The sequence below is a fragment of the Sphingomonas sp. CCH9-E2 genome (assembly GCF_001557215.1).
Lineage (GTDB): Bacteria > Pseudomonadota > Alphaproteobacteria > Sphingomonadales > Sphingomonadaceae > Sphingomonas.
In genome coordinates this window covers 1-23,221 of sequence record NZ_LSJM01000318.1, presented here as the reverse complement: position 1 = coordinate 23,221, position 23,221 = coordinate 1, and the positions used below count along the sequence as shown (strand labels likewise).

30 protein-coding genes and 1 pseudogene are annotated in these 23,221 nt (G+C 66.7%); 7 read left to right on the top strand and 24 right to left on the bottom strand.

Features of this window, described 5'->3' with window-relative positions:
* Positions 1-290 precede the first annotated feature (290 nt).
* Positions 291-416: pseudogene (locus AX681_RS21510) on the top strand (hypothetical protein); the annotation flags it as partial.
* Positions 417-461: 45 nt separating this feature from the next.
* Here AX681_RS21510 and AX681_RS15000 read toward each other — a convergent pair.
* The 11 genes from AX681_RS15000 to trbB form a co-directional block, all read right to left on the bottom strand.
* Complete coding sequence (locus AX681_RS15000) at positions 462-695, bottom strand: DUF2274 domain-containing protein (protein WP_066660667.1); 234 nt, start codon at positions 693-695, stop codon at positions 462-464.
* A complete protein-coding gene (locus AX681_RS14995) occupies positions 692-1,783 on the bottom strand; it encodes a TrbI/VirB10 family protein (protein WP_231734965.1) in 1,092 nt (363 codons plus the stop codon). Before AX681_RS14995 ends, AX681_RS15000 begins: the two co-directional genes overlap by 4 nt.
* Positions 1,784-1,887: 104 nt before the next feature.
* Positions 1,888-2,892, bottom strand: coding sequence for a P-type conjugative transfer protein TrbG (gene trbG / locus AX681_RS14990; RefSeq protein WP_066659810.1), 1,005 nt, complete (start codon positions 2,890-2,892; stop codon positions 1,888-1,890).
* Positions 2,889-3,572, bottom strand: a complete 684-nt coding sequence (trbF, locus tag AX681_RS14985) for a conjugal transfer protein TrbF (RefSeq protein ID WP_066659813.1) — start codon at positions 3,570-3,572, stop codon at positions 2,889-2,891. The genes trbG and trbF overlap by 4 nt, the downstream gene beginning before the upstream one ends.
* A 5-nt stretch (positions 3,573-3,577) precedes the next feature.
* Positions 3,578-5,026, bottom strand: a complete 1,449-nt coding sequence (trbL, locus tag AX681_RS14980) for a P-type conjugative transfer protein TrbL (protein WP_066659817.1) — start codon at positions 5,024-5,026, stop codon at positions 3,578-3,580.
* 1 nt (position 5,027) lies between these two features.
* Entirely contained in the window at positions 5,028-5,378 is a 351-nt protein-coding gene (gene trbK-alt, locus AX681_RS14975; protein WP_066659820.1) for a putative entry exclusion protein TrbK-alt, read from the bottom strand.
* 11 nt (positions 5,379-5,389) lie between these two features.
* On the bottom strand, positions 5,390-6,139 hold the full coding sequence (trbJ, locus tag AX681_RS14970) for a P-type conjugative transfer protein TrbJ (protein WP_066659823.1): 750 nt from the start codon (positions 6,137-6,139) through the stop codon (positions 5,390-5,392).
* Positions 6,140-6,144: 5 nt separating this feature from the next.
* Positions 6,145-8,571: a conjugal transfer protein TrbE gene (gene trbE, locus AX681_RS14965; RefSeq protein ID WP_066659826.1), complete on the bottom strand. Its 2,427-nt coding sequence runs from the start codon at positions 8,569-8,571 to the stop codon at positions 6,145-6,147.
* A 7-nt stretch (positions 8,572-8,578) separates the two neighbouring features.
* Complete coding sequence (locus AX681_RS14960; RefSeq protein WP_066659829.1) at positions 8,579-8,857, bottom strand: VirB3 family type IV secretion system protein; 279 nt, start codon at positions 8,855-8,857, stop codon at positions 8,579-8,581.
* Positions 8,857-9,186 (bottom strand): TrbC/VirB2 family protein, encoded by a 330-nt coding sequence (locus AX681_RS14955; protein ID WP_066659831.1) that lies wholly within the window; start codon positions 9,184-9,186, stop codon positions 8,857-8,859. Before AX681_RS14955 ends, AX681_RS14960 begins: the two co-directional genes overlap by 1 nt.
* Positions 9,183-10,157 (bottom strand): P-type conjugative transfer ATPase TrbB, encoded by a 975-nt coding sequence (trbB, locus tag AX681_RS14950; RefSeq protein ID WP_197421911.1) that lies wholly within the window; start codon positions 10,155-10,157, stop codon positions 9,183-9,185. Before trbB ends, AX681_RS14955 begins: the two co-directional genes overlap by 4 nt.
* A 178-nt stretch (positions 10,158-10,335) precedes the next feature.
* On the opposite strand from trbB, the gene AX681_RS14945 reads away from it, so the two are divergent.
* The gene (locus tag AX681_RS14945; RefSeq protein ID WP_156442726.1) at positions 10,336-10,761 is read left to right on the top strand and encodes a YetF domain-containing protein; all 426 of its coding nucleotides are present in this window, start codon (positions 10,336-10,338) and stop codon (positions 10,759-10,761) included.
* 35 nt (positions 10,762-10,796) lie between these two features.
* Here the strand turns inward: AX681_RS14945 and AX681_RS14940 are convergent, their stop codons facing one another.
* Positions 10,797-10,961: a hypothetical protein gene (locus AX681_RS14940; protein ID WP_156442727.1), complete on the bottom strand. Its 165-nt coding sequence runs from the start codon at positions 10,959-10,961 to the stop codon at positions 10,797-10,799.
* A gap of 162 nt (positions 10,962-11,123) precedes the next feature.
* On the opposite strand from AX681_RS14940, the gene AX681_RS14935 reads away from it, so the two are divergent.
* The 3 genes from AX681_RS14935 (at position 11,124) to AX681_RS14930 (ending at position 12,451) form a co-directional block, all read left to right on the top strand.
* The gene (locus tag AX681_RS14935) at positions 11,124-11,732 is read left to right on the top strand and encodes an isochorismatase family cysteine hydrolase (protein WP_066659840.1); all 609 of its coding nucleotides are present in this window, start codon (positions 11,124-11,126) and stop codon (positions 11,730-11,732) included.
* Positions 11,733-11,774: 42 nt separating this feature from the next.
* Positions 11,775-12,068, top strand: coding sequence for a hypothetical protein (locus AX681_RS22055; RefSeq protein WP_156442728.1), 294 nt, complete (start codon positions 11,775-11,777; stop codon positions 12,066-12,068).
* A gap of 86 nt (positions 12,069-12,154) precedes the next feature.
* Complete coding sequence (locus AX681_RS14930; protein ID WP_066659843.1) at positions 12,155-12,451, top strand: plasmid stabilization protein; 297 nt, start codon at positions 12,155-12,157, stop codon at positions 12,449-12,451.
* Between the two features lie 3 nt (positions 12,452-12,454).
* Here AX681_RS14930 and AX681_RS14925 read toward each other — a convergent pair whose 3' ends face one another.
* Positions 12,455-12,718 carry a hypothetical protein gene (locus tag AX681_RS14925; protein ID WP_066659846.1) on the bottom strand — a complete coding sequence of 88 codons (264 nt, stop codon included), beginning with the start codon at positions 12,716-12,718 and terminating at the stop codon, positions 12,455-12,457.
* Positions 12,719-13,083: 365 nt separating this feature from the next.
* Here AX681_RS14925 and AX681_RS14920 point away from each other — a divergent pair, with 365 nt between their 5' ends.
* Complete coding sequence (locus AX681_RS14920) at positions 13,084-13,293, top strand: hypothetical protein (protein ID WP_066659851.1); 210 nt, start codon at positions 13,084-13,086, stop codon at positions 13,291-13,293.
* Between the two features lie 325 nt (positions 13,294-13,618).
* Here the strand turns inward: AX681_RS14920 and AX681_RS23225 are convergent, their stop codons facing one another.
* Positions 13,619-13,741: a hypothetical protein gene (locus AX681_RS23225; protein ID WP_269450352.1), complete on the bottom strand. Its 123-nt coding sequence runs from the start codon at positions 13,739-13,741 to the stop codon at positions 13,619-13,621.
* Between the two features lie 76 nt (positions 13,742-13,817).
* Here AX681_RS23225 and AX681_RS14915 point away from each other — a divergent pair, with 76 nt between their 5' ends.
* Positions 13,818-14,465 carry an SOS response-associated peptidase gene (locus AX681_RS14915; protein ID WP_066659877.1) on the top strand — a complete coding sequence of 216 codons (648 nt, stop codon included), beginning with the start codon at positions 13,818-13,820 and terminating at the stop codon, positions 14,463-14,465.
* Positions 14,466-14,527: 62 nt separating this feature from the next.
* On the opposite strand, the gene AX681_RS14910 is transcribed toward AX681_RS14915, so the two are convergent.
* The 10 genes from AX681_RS14910 to AX681_RS14865 form a co-directional block, all read right to left on the bottom strand.
* Positions 14,528-14,962, bottom strand: a complete 435-nt coding sequence (locus AX681_RS14910; RefSeq protein ID WP_066659858.1) for a CopG family transcriptional regulator — start codon at positions 14,960-14,962, stop codon at positions 14,528-14,530.
* Positions 14,959-16,932, bottom strand: coding sequence for a conjugal transfer protein TraG (locus AX681_RS14905; protein WP_066659860.1), 1,974 nt, complete (start codon positions 16,930-16,932; stop codon positions 14,959-14,961). Before AX681_RS14905 ends, AX681_RS14910 begins: the two co-directional genes overlap by 4 nt.
* Before the next feature lie 10 nt (positions 16,933-16,942).
* Complete coding sequence (locus tag AX681_RS14900) at positions 16,943-18,682, bottom strand: relaxase/mobilization nuclease domain-containing protein (RefSeq protein WP_066659862.1); 1,740 nt, start codon at positions 18,680-18,682, stop codon at positions 16,943-16,945.
* Positions 18,683-18,908: 226 nt separating this feature from the next.
* Positions 18,909-19,580: a lytic transglycosylase domain-containing protein gene (locus AX681_RS14895; RefSeq protein ID WP_066659865.1), complete on the bottom strand. Its 672-nt coding sequence runs from the start codon at positions 19,578-19,580 to the stop codon at positions 18,909-18,911.
* A complete protein-coding gene (locus AX681_RS14890) occupies positions 19,580-19,924 on the bottom strand; it encodes a DUF736 domain-containing protein (RefSeq protein WP_066659868.1) in 345 nt (114 codons plus the stop codon). The genes AX681_RS14895 and AX681_RS14890 overlap by 1 nt, the downstream gene beginning before the upstream one ends.
* Positions 19,921-20,490 carry a S26 family signal peptidase gene (locus tag AX681_RS14885; protein WP_066659871.1) on the bottom strand — a complete coding sequence of 190 codons (570 nt, stop codon included), beginning with the start codon at positions 20,488-20,490 and terminating at the stop codon, positions 19,921-19,923. The genes AX681_RS14890 and AX681_RS14885 overlap by 4 nt, the downstream gene beginning before the upstream one ends.
* Entirely contained in the window at positions 20,487-20,993 is a 507-nt protein-coding gene (locus tag AX681_RS14880) for a DUF2840 domain-containing protein (RefSeq protein ID WP_066659872.1), read from the bottom strand. Before AX681_RS14880 ends, AX681_RS14885 begins: the two co-directional genes overlap by 4 nt.
* On the bottom strand, positions 20,990-21,265 hold the full coding sequence (locus tag AX681_RS14875) for a helix-turn-helix transcriptional regulator (RefSeq protein ID WP_066659874.1): 276 nt from the start codon (positions 21,263-21,265) through the stop codon (positions 20,990-20,992). Before AX681_RS14875 ends, AX681_RS14880 begins: the two co-directional genes overlap by 4 nt.
* Before the next feature lie 120 nt (positions 21,266-21,385).
* Positions 21,386-22,138, bottom strand: coding sequence for a DNA -binding domain-containing protein (locus AX681_RS14870; protein ID WP_197424297.1), 753 nt, complete (start codon positions 22,136-22,138; stop codon positions 21,386-21,388).
* Between the two features lie 156 nt (positions 22,139-22,294).
* On the bottom strand, positions 22,295-22,618 hold the full coding sequence (locus AX681_RS14865; protein WP_066656851.1) for a DUF736 domain-containing protein: 324 nt from the start codon (positions 22,616-22,618) through the stop codon (positions 22,295-22,297).
* Positions 22,619-23,221: the final 603 nt, after the last annotated feature.

The following is a 23,221-nucleotide window of genomic DNA, read 5'->3' as shown; positions in this document are numbered from 1 at the left end:
TCGAGTGTCATTTGCCTTTGTCTTTTTCTTTTGCGCAGCAGGGGCAGTCCTTATTGCAGCAGTCGCTCATGTTCATCGCTGACCTCCAATTTCGAAGCGACAGAATACCATTCGGGCCCGTATCGACAAGCCTGCCTCGTTGGCAACGACGGGGGCAACTTGCAAGACAGCGATCGGGTTTTGGGCTTGCCGATTAGAAAACCGCGTGAACTGCGGAAGCTGTCGATCGGCGCGAAGGCCGAGCCGTTGAGCGTTACGCCCGATGAGGAACACGGTGGGAGTTCGCGTCTTACATTCCGGGTCTGAAGCTCAGCATCGTGCAGGCGGACGGGTTGAACGTGCGTCCAGTGGCCGCCGATGAGTTCCAGAGCGCGGTCGCCGAAATCTATGGTGTGATCGTCGAGTCGAGTGAGGATTTCGTCACGCCGACAGAAGCCAGTCGGCTTACGGCCCAATAGCAGTCATATCATGCCGATCTGCCCCGTTCTCTTCAGTTTCAGGAACTCACGGTCGCCCGCCATAAATTGCGCGAGCATCGGGACGATCAGCTTGGCGGGCCCGTGGGGCTGTTGCCCGGCTGCAGCGGCATGTGCCTCGGCATAAAGGCTTAGGTCGTGAAACACGTCTGGCGGCACGTCGATCGTGAGCTTCACCGGCTTGTCATCGGGTATGGGACCGAGCCTGAGCGCGTTCATTCTGCAACTCCGTGTGAAAGCAGAACGAGGTCACGGGTCACAATCACACGTAGCGGAAAGCCTGGCCTGATTTCGAGCGTCGGTTGAATGCCCATCTGCCGGCGCACCAGATCCTGACCCGTTCGACCGATCGACTGCGAGCCGCCCTGCCGGATCGCCCGAACGAGGTCGTCGTCGCTAGCGCTTCCAACCTCGGTCCCGATGCTCAGAAGCGTGGAGATCAACGCTGAACGGAAGATGCCGCCCCAATGATGGTTTACCCGACCCTGCAGGCCAGCATAGCCAGCTGCATCGGTAGCGGGCAACCGGTCGAGGTGAATCGAACGTCCGTCGGGCAGGATCAGCCGCGTCCATGCCAACAGCACCCGGCTCTGGCCGAGAGACACCTGCGAGTCATATTCGCCGAGCAAGCGGCTGCCCTGGGGAATGAGCAGATGCCTGCCCGTCACGCTGTCATAGACATTCTCAGTCACCTGCGCGGTGATCATGCCCGGAAGGTCCGAACGGATGCCCGTGATCAGCGCCGCCGGAATGATACTGCCCGCCTGGACGATGCTGCCCGAGCTCGGAGCAATGACGCGGAACCCGCTCTCGGATGCCGCCGTGTCGCCGCTGCCGAAAAATGCGCGCTTGGCAGCTTGCTCGCCCTGCCCTGTGGCGGGCGGCGGCAATGGTCCGACAGCACCCTCTGCAATCGCAGGAGGCGGCCCATTGGCGGCGGGGCCAGACGGGGTGGGCGCCGCGCTGCCGATGAACATCCTGCTTGTGCGCGCGGCGTCCTGCTCGTTTCGGGCCCGCTCGCGTGCCGTCTGACCCGGGCTCGGTGCTGCGCTGGCGGGCGGCGAAGGCGTGCCCATTGGCGGAGGCGCGACATCGGTGCCGCGCTGCTGGGCGGACAGGATCGGTCGACCAAGATCGCCCGGCAGCGGCGGACCCAGTTTAGGGACCTCGCTATAGTCCTTGGGCGCGGCAGAAAGCCCATCGGTGGTCGCCCGATTGTCCGTATCGTAGAGTTCGGTTGGAGCGGTCTGGGTCCCCGGCTGCAATGCATAGATCAGCGAACCGCCGATTCCGGCTGCGGCGACCATACCGACTGTAGCGAGGGCCTTGCGGGACAGGCGCATGACGCGCGGCGGCTTGCCACGCAGCCGAAGGTCTGCCGGCTGGAGTGGCGCGGTCGCAGAAGCCGCGCTCACTTTGTGGCCTCCCGCAGCGTGCCTTCGCGCAGGATGCGGACGCGCTTCTGTGACCTGCCTGCGCCGAGCCGCAATTCGGCGCCCGCGAACAGGCGATCGACGACCAGATAGCGCCCGCGGACCCGATAGTTGACCAGTTCGCCCTCGCCGTTGGGGTTGGCGACGAACAGCGGCGGCATTTCGCTCTGGGCAATGCTGGGAGGAAATTCGATAAAGACCTGTCGGCCATCGTCGAACGCGCGCAATGGCCGCCAGCCCGGGCGGTCGCCCTCAATGCGGTAGCCGAAGTTCAAGGCTTCCAGGTCAATGCCGGGAAGAGTGGGCTGCATGTCCGCGGCTTGCCGGTTTCGCGCGGTGAGCGCGATCAGCGCATCCTGGGGATAGGTCCAGGAGACCGATGCCATATAGGTGTCCGGCGTTGAGCGGAGCTCGAGATGGTAGGTCCGCCGATCGGTGTTGATGACCAGATTGGTGGTCAGCCCGGGCCGGGTCGGCTTGACCAGAATGTGGACGCGCTGGGCGGACCCTGTGCCACTTACGGTGTCGCCGATAATCCAGCGGACCGTATCGCCTGCGGCGACAGGGCCGGGACCGACGAGTTGTTCTCCGTGCTGAAGCGCGATGTCGGTAACCTGACCCGGGGCTGCGTAAAGCTGGTAGAGTGCACCCTCGCTCCAGGGATATTGCTGGATGGCATTGAGGAACCCGTCGCGCACCGGCTGCATTCGCGCGGCCGCGTTCGCCCGGCCGATGCGAAGCTTTGGATCGCCGGTCTCGGGCGCGGCAGACGTTTCGATCGACTTCAGCTGCCCGGGAAGTGGCAGCGGTTCGGGTATCCGCACAATCTCGATGGCGCGGGGCTGTTCGGGTTCGGCCGAAGCCGGAGCGGCGCGCTCGAACGCCAGCGCTTGCGTTTGCGCATGCGAGGCCGAACAGGCCGCGAGGGTAACCAGCGCGGCTGCGAGCAGGGGGTGGCGGGTTGCCTTGGGCAGACCAGTCATTGCGACAGTTCCTTCGACCAGTTCAGGGCGTTGACGAACACGCCCAGGGGATTTTTTCGCAGAGCATCCGGGGTGCGCGGCGTCCGGACGACGACCGTGGCAATCGCGGACCAGCGCTCGGTCGCCGTGAGGCTGCCGTCCTGATAGCGTCGCTCAGTCCAGGCGATGCGGAAGCTGTTGTCGGAAGCCCGGATAACGCTCGAAACATCCACTGCGATCTGGATCTTGCCGACCTGGGTGAACGGGTCACTCGACCGGGCGTAGTCGTTGAGCGCGAGCGCGCCCTTGGCTGTGGTAAAGTCATAGGCACGCAGCCAGTTCTGGCGCAGCACCACCGGATCGGCGGGGATCGAGCGCACATTCTCGATCAAGCGCGCGAGGTGGAAGGCGATCTGGGGGTCGCTCGGGCGGACGCCGGTCTCGGCCGGTGCGACCGCCTGCGCCTCGCCGAACTTGTCGACCTGCACGATCCATGGCGTGATCGTGCCGCGCGACGCCTGCAAGATCATGCCCGCCGCGAGCAGCGCCGACAGCCCGAGCGATCCGAAGGCGGCTATGCGCCAGTTTTTCGCCTGGACCCGGGCCGAGCCGATCCGATCGTCCCATGCTTGGGCGGCGCGCTGGTAGGGGGTCTCTGGCTCGGGGGTTACACCGTAGCGTACGGTCGATCGTCGGAACATGCTGGTTACTCCTTCTCGGTCACGCTGACGGAAGCGCCAGGACCCCGGCTGTCACCGCCGCGCAGGGTGTGGGCGGCGACGTTGACGCCATGGTCGATCGCCTGCTTTCGGCGCATGGCCCTGGCCCAGTCCGGCGCTTCGCTGCGCGGGGCGTCGAAAACTGGCGTCGCATCACCTGGCGCTGCCTGATCGGCTGCGGCGGGGGCCAGCGGCGAGGGGGCGGCGGCTAGTGCGGGCTCCGGGATTGCAGCACCGCCGGCCTCGTCGGTATCGCCCGCCGGCGCCTGGGAAAGACCACCCGTGTCGCGTTCAACGGCGCGCGGGGCTTCTGCAGCCGGTTGGGTCGCACCGCTACGGTTGGCGGGTGTCGCTGGCTCTGCCCCTGCTCCGCCTCGCAGGGGCGACCTGGCGCCGTCGTGCGCGGGTCGCTCGACATTCCCCACGCCCTCCGCGCTGCTGGCCATGCCACGCTTACCTGCGGCACGGGTGCGGTAGGCGCTCGCTGCAGTGCTGACGGTCCGGCCCGCCCCTGCGGCCGCGCCTGCGACTGCGCCGACCGCTGCGCCGCCCGCAGTGGCTACTGCGGCGCCGCCAGCGGCAATAACGCCGCCTGCTGCAAGCGCGGTGCCTGCGGCAGCGCCTGCGCCCAATTGGGGGCCGCCGGAGACGATGCCGCTCGCGATGCCGGGACCAAAGATGCCGAGGCCAAGCAGGCAGAGCGAGCCGAGCACGATCGCCATCGCGTCCTCGATCGTCGGCTGGGCGTCGCCGATTGCGTCGGTGAACTCGGTGAACAGGGTGGAGCCGATGCCGACGATCACGGCGAGGACCAGCACCTTGATGCCGGAAGAGACCACATTGCCGAGCACGCGCTCAGCCATGAAGGCAGTCTTGCCGAACAGCCCGAACGGGATGAGCACGAAACCGCAGAGCACCGTGAGCTTGAACTCGATCAGCGTCACGAACAGCTGAACCGCGAGCACGAAGAAGGCGAGCAGGACAATCACCCAGGCAAACAGCAGGACGATGATCTGGATGAAGTTCTCGAAGAAGCTGATGTAGCCCATCAAGCCGGAGATGGATTCGAGGATTGGACGGCCCGCATCGAGGCCGACCTGGGCGACACGGCCCGGCTGCAGCAGCTCGGCGGCGGTAAAGCCGGTGCCCGATGCCTTGAGGCCAAGCCCCGCGAAGCTCTCGAAGACGATCCTCGCGAGCATGTTCCAGTTGCCGATGATGTAGGCGAAAATGCCGACGAACAGCGTCTTCTTGATCAGCCGCGCGATGATGTCGTCGCCCTGGCCGAGCGTCCAGAACAGCGCGGCCAGCGTGACATCGATCACGATCAGCGTGGTGGCAATGAACGCGACTTCGCCCTGGAGCAGGCCAAAGCCTGAATCGATGTAGGAGGTAAAGACCGACAAGAAGCGATCGACGACGCCGGTACCGCCCATGTCACTGCTCCTGCTGCGGGGCACTGCCCCCATCATCGACCTGCATCGGCTCGGAGAGTTTTCCTGGCCACGCCTCGAAGACCGGTTCGCTCGGACGCGAGCGGCCCGACCCGAGGAACCGCCTGCGGTTCTCGGCCCAGGCTGCGAGGCAGCCCGGGTCCGGGCCCGCCGCCTGCCCGGCCAACTGGCAGCTCCGCAACATTGCCTGGAGCGGGTCATTGGGCAGGTCGGTCGAGAGGGTTTGCGGCACTATTGCCCGATCCGGCACCTCGCGAAGCGCGAGGGTGCCCATCGCGAAGGCGATGCCGAGGCCCGCAAAGGCGCCAATTCGAGCCGGAAGCCGGAAGTTCATGGGCCCGGCCTTCAGTGACGGAACATCTCGACCCGGGTCGGCTTGTAGCCGGTGCCCGGGGCGAGGAAGCGACGCAGCTGCTCGCGGGCCTGATCCTGGGCTGCGGCGCGCTGGGCCGCCTCGAGCGCCTGCGCCCGGCCCTGCGCCGCGACCAGCGCGGTCAGGTCGGCAATCTGGCGGGCCTGAAGCGCGAGCAGCTGATTGCCGGCCTGGGTCACCTGGAGTGCGCCCGAGGCCGACTGGCTGGCGCCGACCAGTCGGTCCATCACCGCGCGCGTTCCTTCGATATTGCCGACGACGCCGGCCTGGACCTTGAGTGCGTCTTCGAGCGCACCGACGCTGTCCTCCCAGCGCGCCCGGGCATGGTCGACCAGCGCCCGGTCGGTCGCGGTCATGCTCGACGCGCGGTAGCGGCTCGCGAACGCGGTATCGATCGACTGGACCGAATAGGCGATGCGCTGCGCATTGCTCAGCAGCTGCTGGGTCTGGCGCACCTGGGTCTGCAGGTCGGAGAGCGCAGAGGTCGGAAGCGCCTCGAGATTGCGCGCCTGATTGATCAGCGACTGCGCTTCGTTCTGTAGCGACTTGATCTGATTGTTGATCTGCTCGAGCGTCCGCGCGGCCGTCAGGACGTTCTGGGAATAGTTGGTGGGGTCGTAGACGATGCCGCCAAACTGGGCATTGGCCGGGGCGGCCACGCAGGCGAGCAGCAAGGCGCAAGCACCGGAAAGCGCGAAGCGGCGGGGCGAGGCAATACGCATGACAGTTACTCCTTGGTCGTCGGGGGGAGAAGGTCCGCAGCCCAGTCGAGGCCGCGGGCACGCAGCCACGCGGCGGCGAAGCCGGCATGGCCATGGGCCTCGACGAGCTCTGCGATGCGGCGCTGGTCGGTACGCGAGGAAGCTGCAGCATAAGCGAGGGCGACTTCGCCGAGCCCGAGATCGAACAGGCGGTTGCCGCAGCGCGATTGGCAGTAATAGTCGCGCTTGGGGGTCGCCCGGGCGAGGATCTCGATCTGACGATCGTTCAACCCGAAGCGGCGGTAGATCGCGGCGATCTGCGGCTCGAAGGCGCGCGCGTTCGGAAGGAAGATGCGGGTGGGGCAGCTCTCGACGATCGCGGGTGCGATGGTCGACGTCTCGATGTCGGCAAGGCTTTGCGTCGCGAACACGACGCTCGCATTCTTCTTGCGCAGCGTCTTCAGCCACTCGCGCAGTTGGGCAGCGAAGGCAGGGCTGTCGAGGACGAGCCAGCCTTCGTCGATGATGATGAGCGTCGGCGCGCCATCGAGCTGCGCCTCGATCCGGTGGAAGAGGTAGGAGAGGACGGCAGGCGCTGCGGCACTTCCGACCAGGCCCTCGGTCTCGAAGGCCTGGACGCGGCTCTCGCCAAGCGCTTCGCACTCCGCATCGAGCAGCTGACCATGCGCCCCGCCGATGCAATAGGGCTGCAGCGCTTGCTTGAGCTGCTGGGCCTGAAGCAGCACCGCGAGGCCGGTGAGCGTGCGTTCGCCGATCGGGGCGGAGGCCAGCGACTCCAGCGCGGACCAGAGATACTCCTTGGCCTGGGGATCGATCGGCACGCCTTCGGCGGCGAGGATCGCGGCGATCCATTCGGTCGACCAGCTGCGCTCGGCCAGATTGTCGATCCGGGCGAGCGGCTGAAGGCGGACCGCGCGCTCCTGCCCATCCTCGCCGCCGTTACCGAGGTCCTGCCAGTCCCCACCCATTGCGAGCGCGGCGGCGCGGATCGACCCGCCGAAATCGAACGCAAAGATCTGCGCGTCGCGATAGCGCCGGAACTGCATCGCCATCAGCGCGAGCAGGACGGACTTGCCGGCCCCGGTCGGCCCCACGACCAGTGTATGCCCGACATCGCCCACATGAAGGGAGAAGCGGAACGGCGTCGATCCTTCGGTCCGCGCGTAGAACAGCGGCGGCGCGCCGAAATGCGCGTCGCTGGCTGGCCCCGCCCAGATTGCCGACAGCGGTACCATATGCGCGAGATTCAGCGTCGAGATCGGCGGCTGGCGGACATTGGCGTAGACATGACCGGGCAGGCTGCCCAGCCACGCTTCGACCGCGTTCATGCCCTCGGAAATGACGGTGAAATCCCGCCCCTGGATTACCTTCTCGACCAGCCGCAACTTCTCAGCAGCAAGGCCGGCATCCGCGTCCCAGACACTGACGGTGGCGGTAACATAGGCCTGTCCGACCAGGTCGCTGCCCAGTTCCTGCAGCGCAAGGTCGGCATCGGCGGCCTTGTTCGAGGCATCGCTGTCGACGAGGACGGACGCCTCGTTGGTCATCACCTCCTTGAGGATGGCCGCGATCGACTTGCGCTTGGCGAACCATTGGCGGCGGATGCGGCCGAGCAGCCTGATCGCATCCGTCTTGTCGAGCATGATCGCGCGCGTGACCCATCGATAGGGAAAGGCCAGCCGGTTGAGATCATCGAGCAGGCCCGGAAAGGTCGCGCTCGGAAATCCGGTGATGGTGAGGGTTCGCAGGTGCTGAATGCCGAGCATCGGCTCGAGCCCTCCGACGAGCGCTTCGTCCACGAGCAGCGCGTCAAGGTGCATCGGTGTTTCGGGGACGCGAACTCGCTGGCGCTTGGTCGAGACGGTCGAGTGCAGATAGGTCAGAGTCTCTTCGTCATCGAGCCACCGGGCCTCGGGGACGAAGCCTTCCAGCAGCTGGAGGAGCCTGGCGCTGCGATCGACGAAGCTGGCAAGCAGTTCGTGCGGGTCGACGCCTGATTTCGCGCGGCCTTCGTAGAGCCAGCCCTCGGCGCGCGCGGCGTCTTCGGCCGGCGGCATCCATTGCAGGGTGAGGTAATAGGCACTTTCGAAGTGGGCGCCTTCCTCGGCGAATTGTTCGTGGCGCTCACGATCGACCAGAGCCGATGCCGCATCGGGAAAGGTGCTTGCGGGATAGTCCTGCGCCGGGACGCGCTGGGCTTCGAAGAAGATTGCCCAGCCCGAGCCGAGGCGCCGCAGCGCGCTGTTGAGACGGCCCGAGGTGGCGACCAGCTCGGCGGGGGTCGCGGAGTCCAGGTCAGGGCCGCGGATTGCGGCGGTGCGCTGAAACGATCCGTCCTTGTTGAGCACGATGCCGGGCGCGATCAAAGCGGCCCAGGGCAGAAAGTCGGCGAGCGCTGCGCCGCGGCGGCGATATTCGCGAAGCGACATCATGGCCGTCTCACGTCCGCAGATAGGCGGGATAGCGCATATGGCGCCGCCCGACTTCGAGGAACTGGGGATCCCGGCGCGCTGCCCAGACCGCGACCGCATGGCCAGCTGCCCAAAGGAGCAGCCCCACCAGCCAAAGGCGCAGCCCGAGGCCGATCGCGCCCGCCAGGGTGCCGTTGACGATCGCGACGGAGCGTGGCGCACCACCAAGCAGGATGTGCTCGGTCAGCGCGCGGTGCACGGGCGCGAAATAGCCTGGAACGGCCGCGCCGGGATCGAGCGTTTCCATCAGACCAGCGCCCCGCCGCCGAAGCTGAAGAAGCTGAGAAAGAAGGAGCTCGCCGCGAACGCGATCGACAGGCCAAAGACGATCTGGATGAGGCGGCGGAAACCACCCGAGCTCTCGCCGAAGGCGAGCGTCAGGCCGGTGACGATGATGATGATCACCGCGACGATCTTGGCGACCGGACCCTCGATGCTTTCCAGGATCGACTGGAGCGGGCTTTCCCAGGGCATGGAGGAGCCGGAGGCGAAGGCCGGGCCTGCGGCGAGGGCGAGGATGGCGGTGCCGGTGAGCGTTGCCGCTCGGGCGCCTATTGTCGACAGGGACAAGGTCATGCGAAGTCTCCGTTGGTGAGAAATTCGAGGCGGTATTCGCCCGAGCGATCGAGGCCGGTCACGCGGGCGAGCTCGGAAAGCCGGCGGCCGGCGCCGTCGCGCACGAGCACCGCGACCAAGCCGATGGTCTCGGCGATCAGCGGGCGCGGCACGGTGGTGACCGCCTCCTGGATGAGCTGCTCGAGACGGCGGAGCGCGCCCAGCGCGGTGCCTGCATGGATGGTCCCGAACCCTCCCGGGTGTCCGGTGCCCCAGGCTTTGAGCAGATCCAGCGCTTCCGCGCCGCGCACCTCGCCGATCGGGATACGGTCCGGTCTCAGGCGCAGCGCGGAGCGGACCAGGTCGGTCAGCGACGCGACGCCTTCCTTTGTGCGCATGGCGAGGAGATTGGGGGCGGTGCATTGCAGCTCGCGCGTGTCCTCGATGAGGACGATGCGATCGCTGCTGCCCGCGATCTCGGCGAGCAACGCGTTTGCGAGCGTTGTCTTCCCCGTGCCGGTGCCGCCCGCGACGAGGATATTGGTGCGATCACGAATGGCGGAGCGCAGCGCGGCGCACTGCGCGACACTGACGATCCCTGCCGTGACATAGTCATCGAGCGTGAACACCGCGACCGCGGGCTTGCGGATCGCGAAGGCTGGCGCAATGACCACCGGGGGCAGCAGGCCCTCAAAGCGTTCGCCGCTTTCTGGCAGTTCTGCCGAAACCCGCGGAGCCTTGGGATGGACCTCCACGCCGACATGGTGGGCGACGAGGCGAATAATCCGCTCGCCATCGCTGGGAGAGATGGTGAGGCCGGTCTCCGCCATCCCCGAACCGAGCCGATCGACCCAAAGCCGGCCATCGGGATTGAGCATGATTTCGACGACTTCGGCGTCGTCCAGCCACTCGGCGATTGCGGATCCGAGCGCGGTCCGGAGCATCCGGGCACCCCGGCGCGAGGCTTCAGAACGGAATGGCTCGACGCTCACTGCGGTGACCCTGCGACTTGTCCGGAGCGGGAGTGCGCCGGTGACAGGGGTGACTAAGGAGGCACGAAATTCACGCTTGGCAACAGAATGTCATTCGGATCGTGGTACAGCGTAGAAGAAGAAACCTTGGGCGTGATCGCATGGATATCGAAGGCTGCTTAGCGGGCCGCCGGCAAGGATGCCTGCTGCTTTTCGCCGCCGATTCGAAGGTCACCGACGGCTACGCCTTGAACCCATAAGCGACCAGGTTCAGCTGGGTGGTCGGACGGCTTCAACCTACAATGATTTCAGCCTGACCGGCGCGGTGCTGGCCGTGTCGACCTTCGCATTCTGGGGAACCGTACTCGGCTGGGTCGGTTATCACTGGCGGCAGGCGGAGCGCTGGATTGAAGGCGCGCCTTGGGTGCTCCGTAAGAGGCGGCGGATCGAGGCGGACTTGAAGCGTGACCGTCACACCCGCCGCGAACCGGAGTCGGAAATGCGCCTCGCAGAAATTGCACGCCTCGACGACGTCGCCTGGGCAATTCTCGAACCAGAGGGAAAGATCAGGTTCCTTCGCCGGGATGGCGGAGACGTTCTTCCGAACGACGGCCTACCCGCCTGACGGGGCCCAATCCGCAGCTTGCTGCCGAGCAGCGCTCAATAGCGCTCCACGATCCCCATAAGCAAACGCTCTCCTGCTGCTAGTCGCTCATATCTTTCGGCCATCACCTCATGCGCCGTGCGTACCGCTGGGTCCGCGCTTCGCGCCGCCGCCTGCCGCTCCTTCTGAGCGCGCTCACGATAATAGGCCGTGTCGTGCATTTCTCCCTCCGTTGTCCCGACAGCGTTCAACTGGCCAGGGAACGGACCAGCTTCCCGCATTGCGTCTTCGAGTGGCTGTAACGCTTTCCAAAGACGACGGTTTCCCCAGCCGAGGGCTCCGTCGGTTGAGACCAAACTGCCGGTTCTGCGTTATCGCGGATCATGAATCGCATCTCATCTGACGCCCCAATCGCACCTACACGAGACCAGCCCAGGCATCGGTACGCATTGTTGGTCATCGACATGATCAATCAGTTCGATTTCCCTAATGCGGAGTCCGCCCGTCAGCAATTGCCCGACGTCGTCCCACGGATCAGAGCATTGAGAGAAGCCGCTGACCGTACCCAATCCCCGACTATCTACATCAATGACAATTTCGGGGAGTGGCATTCCGAGCGGTCGCGCATGATCGCGCGTGTGAAGAAGAACAAGGAGATCGCGCCCGTCTTGCCGCGACCTTTCGACTATTTCGTCATCAAGCCGCAATTCTCGGGCTTTTATGCGACCAATCTTCCTGTTCTTCTGCCGAAATTGGGGATCAATCGACTGATTCTGGCGGGCGTCGCAACTGAGATGTGCGTGTTTGTTACCGCAGCCGACGCCCATATGCGGGACTATCGGCTCTGGGTGCCAAGCGACGTCGTGGTCTCAGTTTGCCCTTCGCACGGCCATGCCGCGCTGGAGATCATGGAGTACTCTATGGGCGCGTGCGTCGCCCCTTCCACCGATCAGGATGTCTCGCGCTGGTTCGAGCCGGACCAGGAAAGGTGAGGATCATCCGCCTCACATCTCCTCGGCTAGCGCAACCAGCAGTTGCTCCAGCCGCGCATCGGCCTCGATCTTTTACTCTCGGCAGGCGTTCAGGGTGCCGCGAGCCTGCGCGTCGCCGAGGCGTTCCGCCAGATCGATCGCGGTTTCGTAGCTGGCGCGCTTGCTTTGCTTGCCCTTCCGAAATGCGCCGCACAGGGCGTCGGATCGCTCGATTCACGCCTGCGTCGCGTCCAGCAAATCCTGGATTGCCACAACGAACATGTCTTCAGTCGTGGACGTCTGGGTCATGTTTCAGAACTCCGGCCCAAAGACCATGCCTCAAAATGCCCATTCTGACATATGTTGGCGGACCGGAATGGCTTGGAACCAAGTGCGCGTAAATTGCGATTGAACTGCCGTCGATCTTCGAAGGGAGACAGGTCATGCCCCAAGGCGACAAGGACAAATACACCGACAAGCAGAAGCGCAAAGCCGACCATATCGAGGAAGGCTATGAGGATCGCGGCGTCAGCCATAGGGAGGCCGAACGCCGCGCGTGGGCCACGGTGAACAAGGAGTCGGGCGGGGGCAACAAGTCCGGCTCCGGACGCGGTAAGAAGGACAGCCACGAAAGCGCCCGCAACGGCGGTCACAAGAGTGGCTCAAGTCAGAGTTCCGCAAAGCGCTCGGCTGCAGCGAAGAAAGGCTGGGAGACTCGGCGCAAGCGCGGCAATGGGTGACGCCTAGACCAGGATCCAGATTGCTGCGGAGAGCGCTGCAGTCGTGACCGACAGCATCCACGCAAGCAGCCGGATGCGCATCGGGGACAGGCTCGACACCTTATGCGCCTCGAGCTTGCTGATGATCCGGCATGCCCGCCGTTCGGCGGACAAAAACACGAAGATCGCGATCAACAGGAATGCGGTGGCGATCGCCTTGGCGATCCAGACTGGCTCAAGCGTTCGAAAAAGTGCGTTAAACCCAAGACCGAGAGCGACCGCGCCCATGCCGGTGCGCACCAGCCGGCAAAGCTGCGTTCATGCGCGAGGACCGTCCGGTCCTCGGCAAGATCGGTCCTGTCTTCGGCCAGTTCGCTGCGTTCCTGCGCGCTCACGCATCTCCTCCGCTAAGCGAGCATAGAGTGGATCTTGAACGCGGCAAACTGCTTCACGAGTCCCGGCGGGCTGAAGGCGGTGAAGCACCCGATCGGCCGCGATCGGACAACCGTATACCCGACTGCACCCGAGCAAAATCCCTCTGACCTCAACTCGGACGAAGATGCGCCATAACGAGCCCTTGTTCGATGTTCCCTAATTGTTCTACTCAAGGCTTACCGCGATTCGCGGCCGTTCACATCGATGGAGCTTGAACCGTGGAGCATGACTTGCGGTTGCGTGCGGCTGCGCGCGAGATTTACGATGCCGTCTATCCGAGCGAAGAATGGTCCCCGACCACCTTCGACGAGGCCGAGCGCTTCGGCACAGTCCATTACCGACAGGCCGTGAGCGCAGCGCAGAAGGCAAAGGGCGTACTGACTGATCCGAGCATCCAGCCCGAGTTGTTTGCCTCGCGCCAATCGTGACCCGCAGTGGCGCGGTTTGATGAGAGCGGCGGACGCATACCGACTACGCTGTTCGAGTGCGCCGCCTGGCACACAAACATCCTCGCAATTTGTCGGAAGCCACAATGCCGCCGGGTCGCGATCTTCAACCCGCACCAGCTATGGTGGCGGTTTCATTCCAAAGGCTGGGATGACCGTCTGAGCGCCGTGGGAGACAGACTCAAATGTGACATCTGCAAGAGCCGGGCAGCAGTCAGCACGACGAAAACGCGCGCACCTACCGTTGAGCTGCCCTGGCCGGATGATCGGGAATGGAAGCGAGCGGTCAGCCGGTTCAGAGCGTAGACTAGCTCGAAGCCCATTTGATCGCGCCCAATGCGCCCGCAACGCAGCTGCCGAGCTGCAACGCCGCGATCAGCGAATATTCCAGCGCCTGTTCGATCCGACTGACCTTCAGTCGCTTCCTCATCCTGTCATCCAACCTCGTCGTTGCCGGGCACGACAGCAGCATCGACTCCCGCCCTGTTCGCTGGCACCTTCCCCCCATGTGCAACCTATACGCCGTGCGCAAATCAGCCGCAGAGGTCGCGGCGCACTTCAACGCAATTCAGCCGGCGCTCTTCAACGCCGCTGACGAGATATACCCCGGCACACCGGGCATGGTGGTGCGGGAAGTCGATGGTCACCGCGTCCTCCAGTCGATGACCTGGGGCTTTCCGCTCCGCCTCAAGGGCATGAAGCCAGAGTCGAAACCGAAACCTGTCAACAACATCGCAGACCTGAACAAGCCGATGTGGAAGGGCTTGGCGGCAAAGCCTCAATGGCGGTGCCTGATCCCGGTGACCGGGTTTGCCGAGGCCGAGGGTGAGAAGGGCAGCAAGACGCGCACATGGTTCAGCATTGTGGACCAGCCGATCTTCGCATGGGCGGGTCTGTGGCGTGACAGCGCCGAGTGGGGCGCGGTTTATTCGGGCGTGATGACCGACTGCAATGAGGCGATCCGCCCGGTTCACGATCGCATGCCTGTGCTGCTCCACGCCGACGAATATGACCACTGGCTCCGCGGCAGTTTCGATGATGCGGTCAGCTTTCAGCAGCGATGCTTCCCGAGCCACCTGATTGCGATGGAAAGAACAGCCGAGCCGTGGGTGAAGCGAAAGGCTTCCGTCGAGGCAACAGGGCCGTTGCTGTAACGCCGGATGGATAGCGATGGGCTAAGGCAGGCCCGCGCGAACCTTTCCAAAGGAAGGTTCGCTCAGGCTTGGGACGCTCCCGATTCCGGATCGACATCCTCTGAAATCTCGTTCTTCAGACGCGGTCCAAATTCCATTCGCCGGTTCAGCGTTGCAACGAAGCGCTCCCAGCGTTCCTTGCCCATGGCCTGGGCAGCAGCGAGCGCCGTGTCGGGTAACGGCGGATTGTTGACCAGCCAGAAGCGGACGAACAGTGCGAGCGTCTCGTTTCCGAGCTCCACATGCCAGGCCAGCTTGTCCGCCTGCCTTGAAAGCCTGTCGAGCCTGCGGCTCAGCACGGCCTCGAGATGCTCGGCGCTGTCTCCCGAAAGCAGGGACCTGAGCGCTGTTTCCACGACCAGCGCCTGGCTGACCCGCTTGCGCGCGGCATAGTCGGAAAGCCCGCGCGACAGGTCGGGCGGTAGCCGGAACGTGTGTTTGATCCGCAGCATATTCATAGATCGACTCCATCATTTGGATCGAGCGAGGCCTGGCGGGCGGCCCTGCGCATCCGGTGTCGCACGCGCTTGTTGGCGGCGGCATCGTCGCCAGCCCCGTCTTCGAACTCGAATTCTCCGCGCGGCGGCGCGGGGCGGGGCACGATCTCCTGTTCCTCGGCAAGCTCGGGTTCGCGGCGAATGCCCGCATTTGCGGGATCGCTGCGGGCGGGATCGGGTGCAGGAGCCGGGCCCGGCTGGGCGGGTTGCGGCCGGTCGGTCCAGTCATTGGCGCAGGGCGGCACATGCCCGGACGGAGCGGGCGGATCCTGCACCCGGGCCTTGAGGCGTGGATCGGCATAATAGCGGACCTTGCGCGCGCGGATCGGGTGGGTCCCGGCGATCATGACGATCTCGTCGTCGGGCGGCAGCTGCATCACTTCGCCCGGCGTGAGCAGGGCGCGGGCGGTCTCCGTGCGCGAGACCATCAAATGACCGAGCCAGGGCGAGAGCCGGTGCCCTGCATAATTCTTCATCGCACGCATCTCGGTCGCGGTACCGAGCGCGTCCGAGATGCGCTTGGCGGTCCGCTCGTCATTGGTCGCGAAGCTCACGCGCGCATGGCAGTTGTCGAGGATGGCGTTGTTGGCGCCATACGCCTTCTCGATCTGGTTGAGCGACTGGGCGATCAGAAAGGCCTTGAGCCCATAGCCCGCCATGAAGGCGAGCGCGGACTCGAAAAAGTCCAGCCGGCCGAGCGCCGGAAACTCGTCGAGCATGAGCAGGACGCGGTGCCGCTTCGCGCTCGGTCGCAACTCTTCGGTCAGCCGCCGCCCGATCTGGTTGAGCAGCAGGCGGATCAGCGGCTTGGTGCGACTGATGTCGGACGGCGGCACGACCAGGTAAAGCGTGACCGGACGATCGGCCTCGACCAGGTCGGCGATCCGCCAGGCCGAGCTGCTGGTCACCTTTGCCACGACGGGATCGCGGTAGAGACCGAGGAACGACATCGCGGTCGACAGCACGCCCGAGCGCTCATTCTCCGACTTGTTGAGCAGCTCGCGCGCCGCCGAGGCGACCACCGGATGGACACCGGCCTCGCCCAGGTGGCGGGTCGACATCATCGCGGCGAGCGTGGCCTCGATCGGGCGGCGCGGATCGGACAGGAATGCCGCGACGCCGGCAAGGGTCTTGTCGGGTTCGGCATAGAGGACATGGAGGATCGCGCCGACGAGCAGCGTGTGGCTGGTCTTCTCCCAATGGTTGCGCCGCTCGAGCGAGCCTTCGGGATCGACCAGCACATCGGCCACATTCTGAACATCGCGAACCTCCCATTCGCCGCGGCGGACTTCGAGCAACGGATTGTAGGGCGCCGAGGCGGGGTTGGTGGGATCGAACAGCAGCACCCTGCCGATCCGCGCCCGAAAGCCTGCGGTCAGCGTCCAGTTCTCGCCCTTGATGTCGTGGACGATCGCCGAGCCGGGCCAGGTGAGCAGCGAGGGAATGACGAGGCCGACGCCCTTGCCCGATCGTGTCGGCGCGAAGCACAGCACATGTTCAGGGCCGTCATGGCGCAGATAGTCGCGGCCCAGCCGCCCGAGGACGACGCCATCGTCCCCGAGAAGTCCGGCGGCCCTGATCTCACGCGGTGTTGCCCAGCGCGCCGAGCCATAGGTCTCGGCGGCACGCAGCTCGCGGGCGCGCCACACCGACATCGCCACCCCGACGATGACCGCGGCGATCCCGCCCGAGGCGGCGATGCATGCGCCCTTCACGAAAATCTTCGGGGCATAGGCATCGTAGCTGAACCACCACCAGAAGAAGGCGGGCGGCAGATAGATCGGGTAATCGTCGATCCTGAACCAGGGCGGCCCGAGGGCCTCCTGATAGCCGAGCGCAGCGGCGGTCCATTGCGTCGCGCCCCAGGTCGTGGCCAGCACGATCAGGAGCACTGCGAAGACCTGCCCCCAGAGGATGCGGGATGATTGCACTTAGGGTCTCCTAGATGCCGAGGCTGCGGTTGCGGCCGAGGGTCCAGTCGACCCCGCCGGGTGTCAGGGTGCCGGTGACGGTCATGCCGAGCTGCCGATCGAGCGCCGGGCGCCAGGGAACCAGCTGAAAACCGAGCCCGTCGTCGATCATCGCAAAGCGCCCCGAAGCAAGCGTCACCCGTTCGCGATAGGTGCCGGCAATGGGCATGCCGGGGACGGCCTCGCGCGGCGTCAGTCCGGTGCGCGCGGCGATCCCGGCCGTGGCCGCGCGCAGGTCGGCGCTGCGAAGCTTTTCGATGAGGTCGGGCGCGAGCGTCACCCGGCCGCCGCGCCGGGTGGCGAGTCCCTCGCCGATCAGATGCTCGGCGCGCGCCGCCATTGCCGCCCGCACCTCGCCGCCAAAGCCGTGGTTCGACTCCGCAAGGCCGGAAGACAGCAATTGCCGATCGAGCCAGGTCGCACCGCGGGCCCGGATTTGCGCGTCGATCGGCAGGTCGCTGCGCACGGCAAGCGCGGCGCGCGCGGCGCCCCTGCCATCGCGCCATTCGCGCAGCTCGACGATCGCGCCGGCGGCAGCGTCGCTGGTCAGGTCGAGATCGGCGAAGCGCAGATGATGGTGACGCCCGTCCATGCCGTCGATGACCGCATAGGCCGTGCCGGACAGTTCATCGTGAAGGCCGCGCGCCACCAGGCGACCGACCACCGGCTCCGCGGAACCCGGCGCGTGGATCGCGAGCCGGCCGCCATCGAGTGCGTGACCAGCGCCGCGCATCGCGCGGTGCATCGTCTTGATGATGTCGCCCCGGACGCCGAGGTCGCGCAGGATGGGCTCGAGATCGGGCTTCAGTCTCCAGCGGGCCGCTCCCACAGGCGTCGCGAGCCCCAGGCGTTCGAGCTTCTGGGCACGTCCGCGCAACAGCACGTCCCCCCGACCTCCACCCGCCACGCTGTCGGGGCGCAGATCGACGATGCCATCCGGGTCGGCGCGCCCGATCAGCTTGCGATCGAGGCTGGTCATCCGGTCGGCCTCGACCTCCCGGCCCAGCGCCGCAGCGATCTCAACCTGGCTGCGGGGTCCGAGCTCGAGCGTGGCTCGAGCCTGCGCGCGCCTGCGAAGCCCATGCGAAACGTAATCGCGATCGATGATGAGATCGCCGCCATCATCGGCGCGGCCGCGCACCAGGATGTGAACATGGGGGTTGTCGGTGTTCCAGTGATCGACCGCGACCCAGTCGAGGCCTGTCTCCAGGTCGCGGGCCATGTCGCCCATCAACTCGCGGGTGAAGGTCCGAAGATCGGCGAGCTCGCCGGCATCCTCCGGCGAGACGGTGAAGCGGAAGTGATGGCGGTCGTCTGCGCAGCGGGCCGCAAAGGCGTCGCCATCCGCGCGATCGGTCCGCGCGTCGAACATGGATGCATCGCGACCGTCGCGGGTCACGCCCTCGCGCTCGAGATAGGCGATGTGGCGCGCGAGCGGAGCAGCGCGGAAGCGCGCGCCGCCGTGCCGCACGATCCGCGCCTTGATCACGACCCGGCGCGCAGCCGCCTGCCCGCGTCCGGCAAGCGCTACCGCGCGGCCGCGCCCAAGCTGCCCGGTGCCGCCGCCACGGCGCGCAGACCGCGACACGATTCCGGACCGGGCGGCGGCGCGCCTGACCTGCGCTGCAAGACTGGGCGGCCGGGCATGCCCTGAACCCCGGTTGCCTGCCTTGCCGGGCCTGATGCAGAAGTCGTCCTCGGTCGCCATCATGAACGCGCCTGAGGCCGGGGTGCCAGCGCGCGGGACATTGAAATCGCTGGAGAAAAGCGGATGCGCGACGGCACCCCGCCCAGGGTGACGGCGCGAATTTGCCAATCACAACAACCATTTGCGCCCCGGCCGACGGCGGCGCTTTTATCTTGCCATCGCTCCTTCTCCTGCTGAATCCGTCCTCCCGCCAGTCCAGACGGTCGGACCCGCTGAACGCCCGGGGCCGTCATTGCGGCAGTCCCGTGCGGGGCACGAAGATGGTGTTGCGTGGGGGATCGGACGGGTGTGCGTCCTGCCCGGCGGTGGGTTCGCGCTCGGGATCACGATCTGCGGCGAACAGCCAACCGCGCCGCCAGGCGTCGCGATCAGGCAGGGCAGCCGGGGCATTGCGATCATTGTCGCGCTTCCGCATCGAGAGCTTGCCGACATAAGCGAGCGTCTCGATCGGCAGCGATTTGGCACCGCGCAGATAGGCTTCGTAGCGACCGGGGCCGGCATTATAGGCGGCGAGGAACCCCGGATCGCCATAGCGGTCGAGCAGTTCGCGAAGATAAGCGGTGCCGGCCAGGATATTGTCGCACGGGTCGAACGGGTTGGGGCCGAGCGCGTAGCGGGCGCGCAGTTCGCCCCAGGTCCCGGGCATCAATTGCATCAGCCCCATCGCGCCTTTGGGCGAGACCGCGAATGGCTGCCAGTTGCTCTCGACCGCGATCACCGCGCGGACCAGCGCCTCGGGAATCGCGAAGCGGACCGACGCGCGGGTGATCGCAGGAGCGAGCGGTGCTGCCGGTCCGCAAGGCCCAGCCACGGGCTGCGCCTGCGCTGGCGCCAGCGCAAACGATGCGATCGGCAGCGCCGCGAGGAGCAGCGTGACCTGGCGTGCGATCGCATGGGCCATCACGCGTCTGCGGCCTCGCGGCGGCGCTGGGCGCGCTGCCAGAACAGCAGATGCGGCTGGCCTTCGATGCCCGGGCGGAACAGGTTCGCGCGGATCGCGCGCGGAAGCTGGGGATCGTCGATGACGATCGCGACATAGGCCCCGGCGCGCGCACCGGTGCGCTTCCAGCCGGCGCCGATCTCGGGCCCCTCGGCGCTTGTGCCGGCGTGGACGCGATAGTCGGGCGCGTTCCGGATATCGCTTCGCGCGGCCGGGACGATGCTCACTACTGCGTCGATTCCAAGCGTCGTCAGGCGCCCGCAATAGCCATCGCCCTGCACGGTAAACTCGCCGATCCTGATCATTTCGCGTTCCTTTTGCTCACGGGTGGGGGAGGGGATTCGCGCCGAGCGGGCGCCGGCGAAGGGCTGCCCGGGAGCCACAAGGGCTCGAGCACGGCGACGACCGAGCGCGCGGAAACCGGCCCGAAATAGCGTCCGTCGAAGCTGTCGGCCGAGGCTGGATTGAGCAGGAACAGCTCGCCGGAGCGCAGCGTCCGGCAGCCGCTCCAGCGCGGTAACGACCGGCCGGCGCGATCCGTCAGCCGCGCCTGCGCCACGACGATTCCATCGACCGTAACCTTTGTTCCCGTCCGGCAGATGCGCTGGCCAGGGGCGGCCGCGACATGCTTGAGCATCGGCACGCGAAGCGGAAGATAGCCGCGCTCGGCCATCAGCCGCGCGATGCGCTGCGGCGCATGCGCCGCGACCAGATCGCCACGCCTGGGCGCCGAGCGATGCGCGGCATAGAGCCCGACAGGGACGCTTGAACTCAGGTTCCAGACCAGCCTTGGTGCCGGTCGCGCGAGCACGGGCAGCAGCAGCGCGCCGATCGCGCAGGTGCCGGTCAGGAGGATCGCAAAGCGGGTCATGCGCCGATCTCGCGGCGCAGCAGCCAGGCGCGATGCCGCGCGTGGGCATAGGCGCGCGGCGCATGGCCGACGATCAGCCGGTTGTGCGCATGGCTCCAATAATCCGGCGCCACAGCGCACGGATCGAAGCCCGAATTTTCGAGCGCATCGATCAGCGCGAGACCCTGGCGGACACGGGGCCAGCCGCGCAGATGGAGGAGGATTTCGCCGCCGGGCGTGACGCAGGGATACGTCGCATAGGCTTCGCCGGGCGCAACGGCGCGCAGGATCGCGAGCCGCGACAGGATCGTGCCATAGTCGTTCGACGCCCAGCGGACGAAGGCGAAGACGCTGCCCGCCGCGAAGGACAAGCGGCGGCGGCGGCGGTCGAGGATCGCGTCCGAGAGCGGCGCGCCGAAGCGGATCCAGCGCTCGGTTTGCTGTTCGACCCAGGTCAGTTCGAGTGTCGTTATCCCCGTGAAGGGAGAGGCTTGTGCGCCGGAAGGGATAAAGCCGCCGCTCATCGCCGCACCGCGCCCTTGCGGTCGAGCAGGCTCAGATCGATGCGCTTGGGGGGATGGACGATGCCGGGGCCGGTGTCCGAGGTCGAGCGGCGCACACCCTGGTTGGCCCAGGCGATAAGGTCGTCGACGGCATAGACGACGCGCCCGCCGAGCTTGCGATAGGCAGGCCCGGTTCCATAGCAGCGATGCTTCTCGAGCGTGCGTGCCGACAGGCCGAGCAGGAGCGCGGCGTCGGGGGTGCGCAACAACGGCTGCACGGGCTGGCTGGTCATTAAAAGTCTCCGGCGAGGGTCCGGCGCATGCCGGGGGCCCGTTCCAATCACCGGCTCTCAATGGCGGCAGACGGCGCCCCTGAAGGAGCGGCCAGAACCGCAGCATCCAAACTGTCGCCCCTATCCGCGCAGCAGCGCGCGATAGCCGGAGGCCGCGAGCGCTCGGGCCTCGGCCACGAGCCGCTGGACGCGCCGCCGTTCGCTCATCGACTTCCACGCGACCGCGTCGATGTCGCCGAGCCAGGGATAGACGATGCCGAGCCCGATCGCGCGGTTGCTGGCACCCGCTTGCCAGGCGTCGAGCACGCGCAGCAACAGCGCGAGGCGCTGCTGCTGCAAGGCGCTTGGCCGCAGCGCAGCGACCGGTTCGGCGAGGCTCAGCCCGGCGAACATGCGCCGCGCGGCGTCGCATGCGGCGGTGCGCAGCGTATCGCCGAGCGGCGGTAACAGGATCACAAGCGGCGCGTGGCGCGCGTCCGCCAGGACGCGCAGCCGGTGCCGCACGCCGCGGCAATCGAGCACGAGATGCCGCTCGCCCTCGGCGAGATGTTCGGCCACGATAGCGGCGTCGGGCAGCGCCGCCGCGCCGGCAACGCCGGCAGGCGCAGGCGCCAGCGCGACGATTTGCGAGGCGCATGTCGCGCGCCAGATTGCTGGCGCCAGGCGCACCGACGCCTCGGGATCGAACAGCCGAACCAGCCCCCAGCGGCGCGCATCGCCATCGCGCGCGGCGCTCCAGGCCGCGCGATAGGCCGGGCTCCGGCGCAGGAATTCCTGCGCGAAATCGGCGCGATCATGCGTCGCGAACCTCTCGGCGGCATGCGCTGGCAAAGGCGGGCGAACAGCGACGGCGTAGCGCTCCGGTCGGGACAATTCCCGGCCGCAAGGCTCGCGAGCGCCGCTGCATCATCGAAGACCCGCACTGCGCCGGACGTTCTCCCCGCATGGGGATAGCGCCGCGAGTTCCACGCCGCTGCAGCCACGCAAAAAGGCGCCCCGCCGCATCCGGCGGGGCGCCCTGGCCTTGGTTCAGTCGTTGCCCGAGCGCCGCGGGCGCGACCAGATCAGGCTCGAGGTCTCGCTGCCTTCGTCGTCGAACAGGTTCGCGAAGATGGGCTGGGCGAAGCTCGGATCGTCGAGCTTGACCGAGAGATAGTCGCGGCCTTCGGCGGACTGCTTGGCCCAGGCGGCGCCGATCTCGGCACGGCCGACATAGACCCGGTGGGTGGGCGCGTTCTCGTTCGGGCGGTTGTCCTCGGGGACGATGCGGACGCCCTTGGCCTGGACGCTGAGGGTCACGATCGAGCCCTGATAGTCCTCGCCGACCTTCTTGAAGCTGCCGATATTCGCCATGTCACTTACTCCGATATGTCGGGCCGCCCCATGCGGCCGCGATGGCGTCGACCGGCCGGATCGCGATGCCGCCGCAGCGTCAGCCCGCAGCGCAGCGAAGGACTGCGAAGCCGGGCTTTCTTGGTTCGCGAGGAATGGGCGCATCCGGGGTCCCCGCGCGCTTGCGCGCGGGGTGGAAAGCCCAGGGGAAGAAAGTTCGGCGCAGCAGTTGCGGCAAGGCAGTCGAGGCGCAGCCGTCATCCGGCCAGACCGCCATCAAACGCGGCCACCGGGGTTGCCCGAAACCGGGAGCAGGCAGGCGCACCGGCAGCGACCAGAAGACGCAGGCACCATGCAGGACCCGTGCCCCAGCGCCGGGGCAACACGCCGCCATCCCCGACATCCCCCAACCCGAACCTGCCCCTTCCCGGCCTTGCGCGCCGCCGCACCGCGCCGCCGGGCCAAGCCCCCGCCATCGCCCGACCGCGCCGCCAGGCCGACCCGCTGCCGCCAGCCCCCCGCACCGAACGCAAAAGACAGAGTGCGCGACCCCGCCATCGCCGCTGCCCCGGCACACTCCGGCAATGACTGAGCGCAAGGCATGACCGCCCTGCGATCGGCGGG

Bases quoted from the DNA above. Each gene is read 5' to 3' on its own strand.
- AX681_RS15000 (WP_066660667.1), bottom strand. From the start codon at position 695: ATGAACGCGCTCAGGCTCGGTCCCATACCCGATGACAAGCCGGTGAAG.
- AX681_RS14995 (WP_231734965.1), bottom strand. From the start codon at position 1,783: ATGGTCGCCGCAGCCGGAATCGGCGGTTCGCTGATCTATGCATTGCAG.
- trbG (WP_066659810.1), bottom strand. From the start codon at position 2,892: ATGACTGGTCTGCCCAAGGCAACCCGCCACCCCCTGCTCGCAGCCGCG.
- trbF (WP_066659813.1), bottom strand. From the start codon at position 3,572: ATGTTCCGACGATCGACCGTACGCTACGGTGTAACCCCCGAGCCAGAG.
- trbL (WP_066659817.1), bottom strand. From the start codon at position 5,026: ATGGGCGGTACCGGCGTCGTCGATCGCTTCTTGTCGGTCTTTACCTCC.
- trbK-alt (WP_066659820.1), bottom strand. From the start codon at position 5,378: ATGAACTTCCGGCTTCCGGCTCGAATTGGCGCCTTTGCGGGCCTCGGC.
- trbJ (WP_066659823.1), bottom strand. From the start codon at position 6,139: ATGCGTATTGCCTCGCCCCGCCGCTTCGCGCTTTCCGGTGCTTGCGCC.
- trbE (WP_066659826.1), bottom strand. From the start codon at position 8,571: ATGATGTCGCTTCGCGAATATCGCCGCCGCGGCGCAGCGCTCGCCGAC.
- AX681_RS14960 (WP_066659829.1), bottom strand. From the start codon at position 8,857: ATGGAAACGCTCGATCCCGGCGCGGCCGTTCCAGGCTATTTCGCGCCC.
- AX681_RS14955 (WP_066659831.1), bottom strand. From the start codon at position 9,186: ATGACCTTGTCCCTGTCGACAATAGGCGCCCGAGCGGCAACGCTCACC.
- AX681_RS14945 (WP_156442726.1), top strand. From the start codon at position 10,336: ATGCCTGCTGCTTTTCGCCGCCGATTCGAAGGTCACCGACGGCTACGC.
- AX681_RS14940 (WP_156442727.1), bottom strand. From the start codon at position 10,961: ATGCACGACACGGCCTATTATCGTGAGCGCGCTCAGAAGGAGCGGCAG.
- AX681_RS14935 (WP_066659840.1), top strand. From the start codon at position 11,124: ATGAATCGCATCTCATCTGACGCCCCAATCGCACCTACACGAGACCAG.
- AX681_RS14930 (WP_066659843.1), top strand. From the start codon at position 12,155: ATGCCCCAAGGCGACAAGGACAAATACACCGACAAGCAGAAGCGCAAA.
- AX681_RS14925 (WP_066659846.1), bottom strand. From the start codon at position 12,718: ATGGGCGCGGTCGCTCTCGGTCTTGGGTTTAACGCACTTTTTCGAACG.
- AX681_RS23225 (WP_269450352.1), bottom strand. From the start codon at position 13,741: ATGAGGAAGCGACTGAAGGTCAGTCGGATCGAACAGGCGCTGGAATAT.
- AX681_RS14915 (WP_066659877.1), top strand. From the start codon at position 13,818: ATGTGCAACCTATACGCCGTGCGCAAATCAGCCGCAGAGGTCGCGGCG.
- AX681_RS14910 (WP_066659858.1), bottom strand. From the start codon at position 14,962: ATGAATATGCTGCGGATCAAACACACGTTCCGGCTACCGCCCGACCTG.
- AX681_RS14900 (WP_066659862.1), bottom strand. From the start codon at position 18,682: ATGATGGCGACCGAGGACGACTTCTGCATCAGGCCCGGCAAGGCAGGC.
- AX681_RS14895 (WP_066659865.1), bottom strand. From the start codon at position 19,580: ATGGCCCATGCGATCGCACGCCAGGTCACGCTGCTCCTCGCGGCGCTG.
- AX681_RS14890 (WP_066659868.1), bottom strand. From the start codon at position 19,924: ATGATCAGGATCGGCGAGTTTACCGTGCAGGGCGATGGCTATTGCGGG.
- AX681_RS14885 (WP_066659871.1), bottom strand. From the start codon at position 20,490: ATGACCCGCTTTGCGATCCTCCTGACCGGCACCTGCGCGATCGGCGCG.
- AX681_RS14880 (WP_066659872.1), bottom strand. From the start codon at position 20,993: ATGAGCGGCGGCTTTATCCCTTCCGGCGCACAAGCCTCTCCCTTCACG.
- AX681_RS14875 (WP_066659874.1), bottom strand. From the start codon at position 21,265: ATGACCAGCCAGCCCGTGCAGCCGTTGTTGCGCACCCCCGACGCCGCG.
- AX681_RS14865 (WP_066656851.1), bottom strand. From the start codon at position 22,618: ATGGCGAATATCGGCAGCTTCAAGAAGGTCGGCGAGGACTATCAGGGC.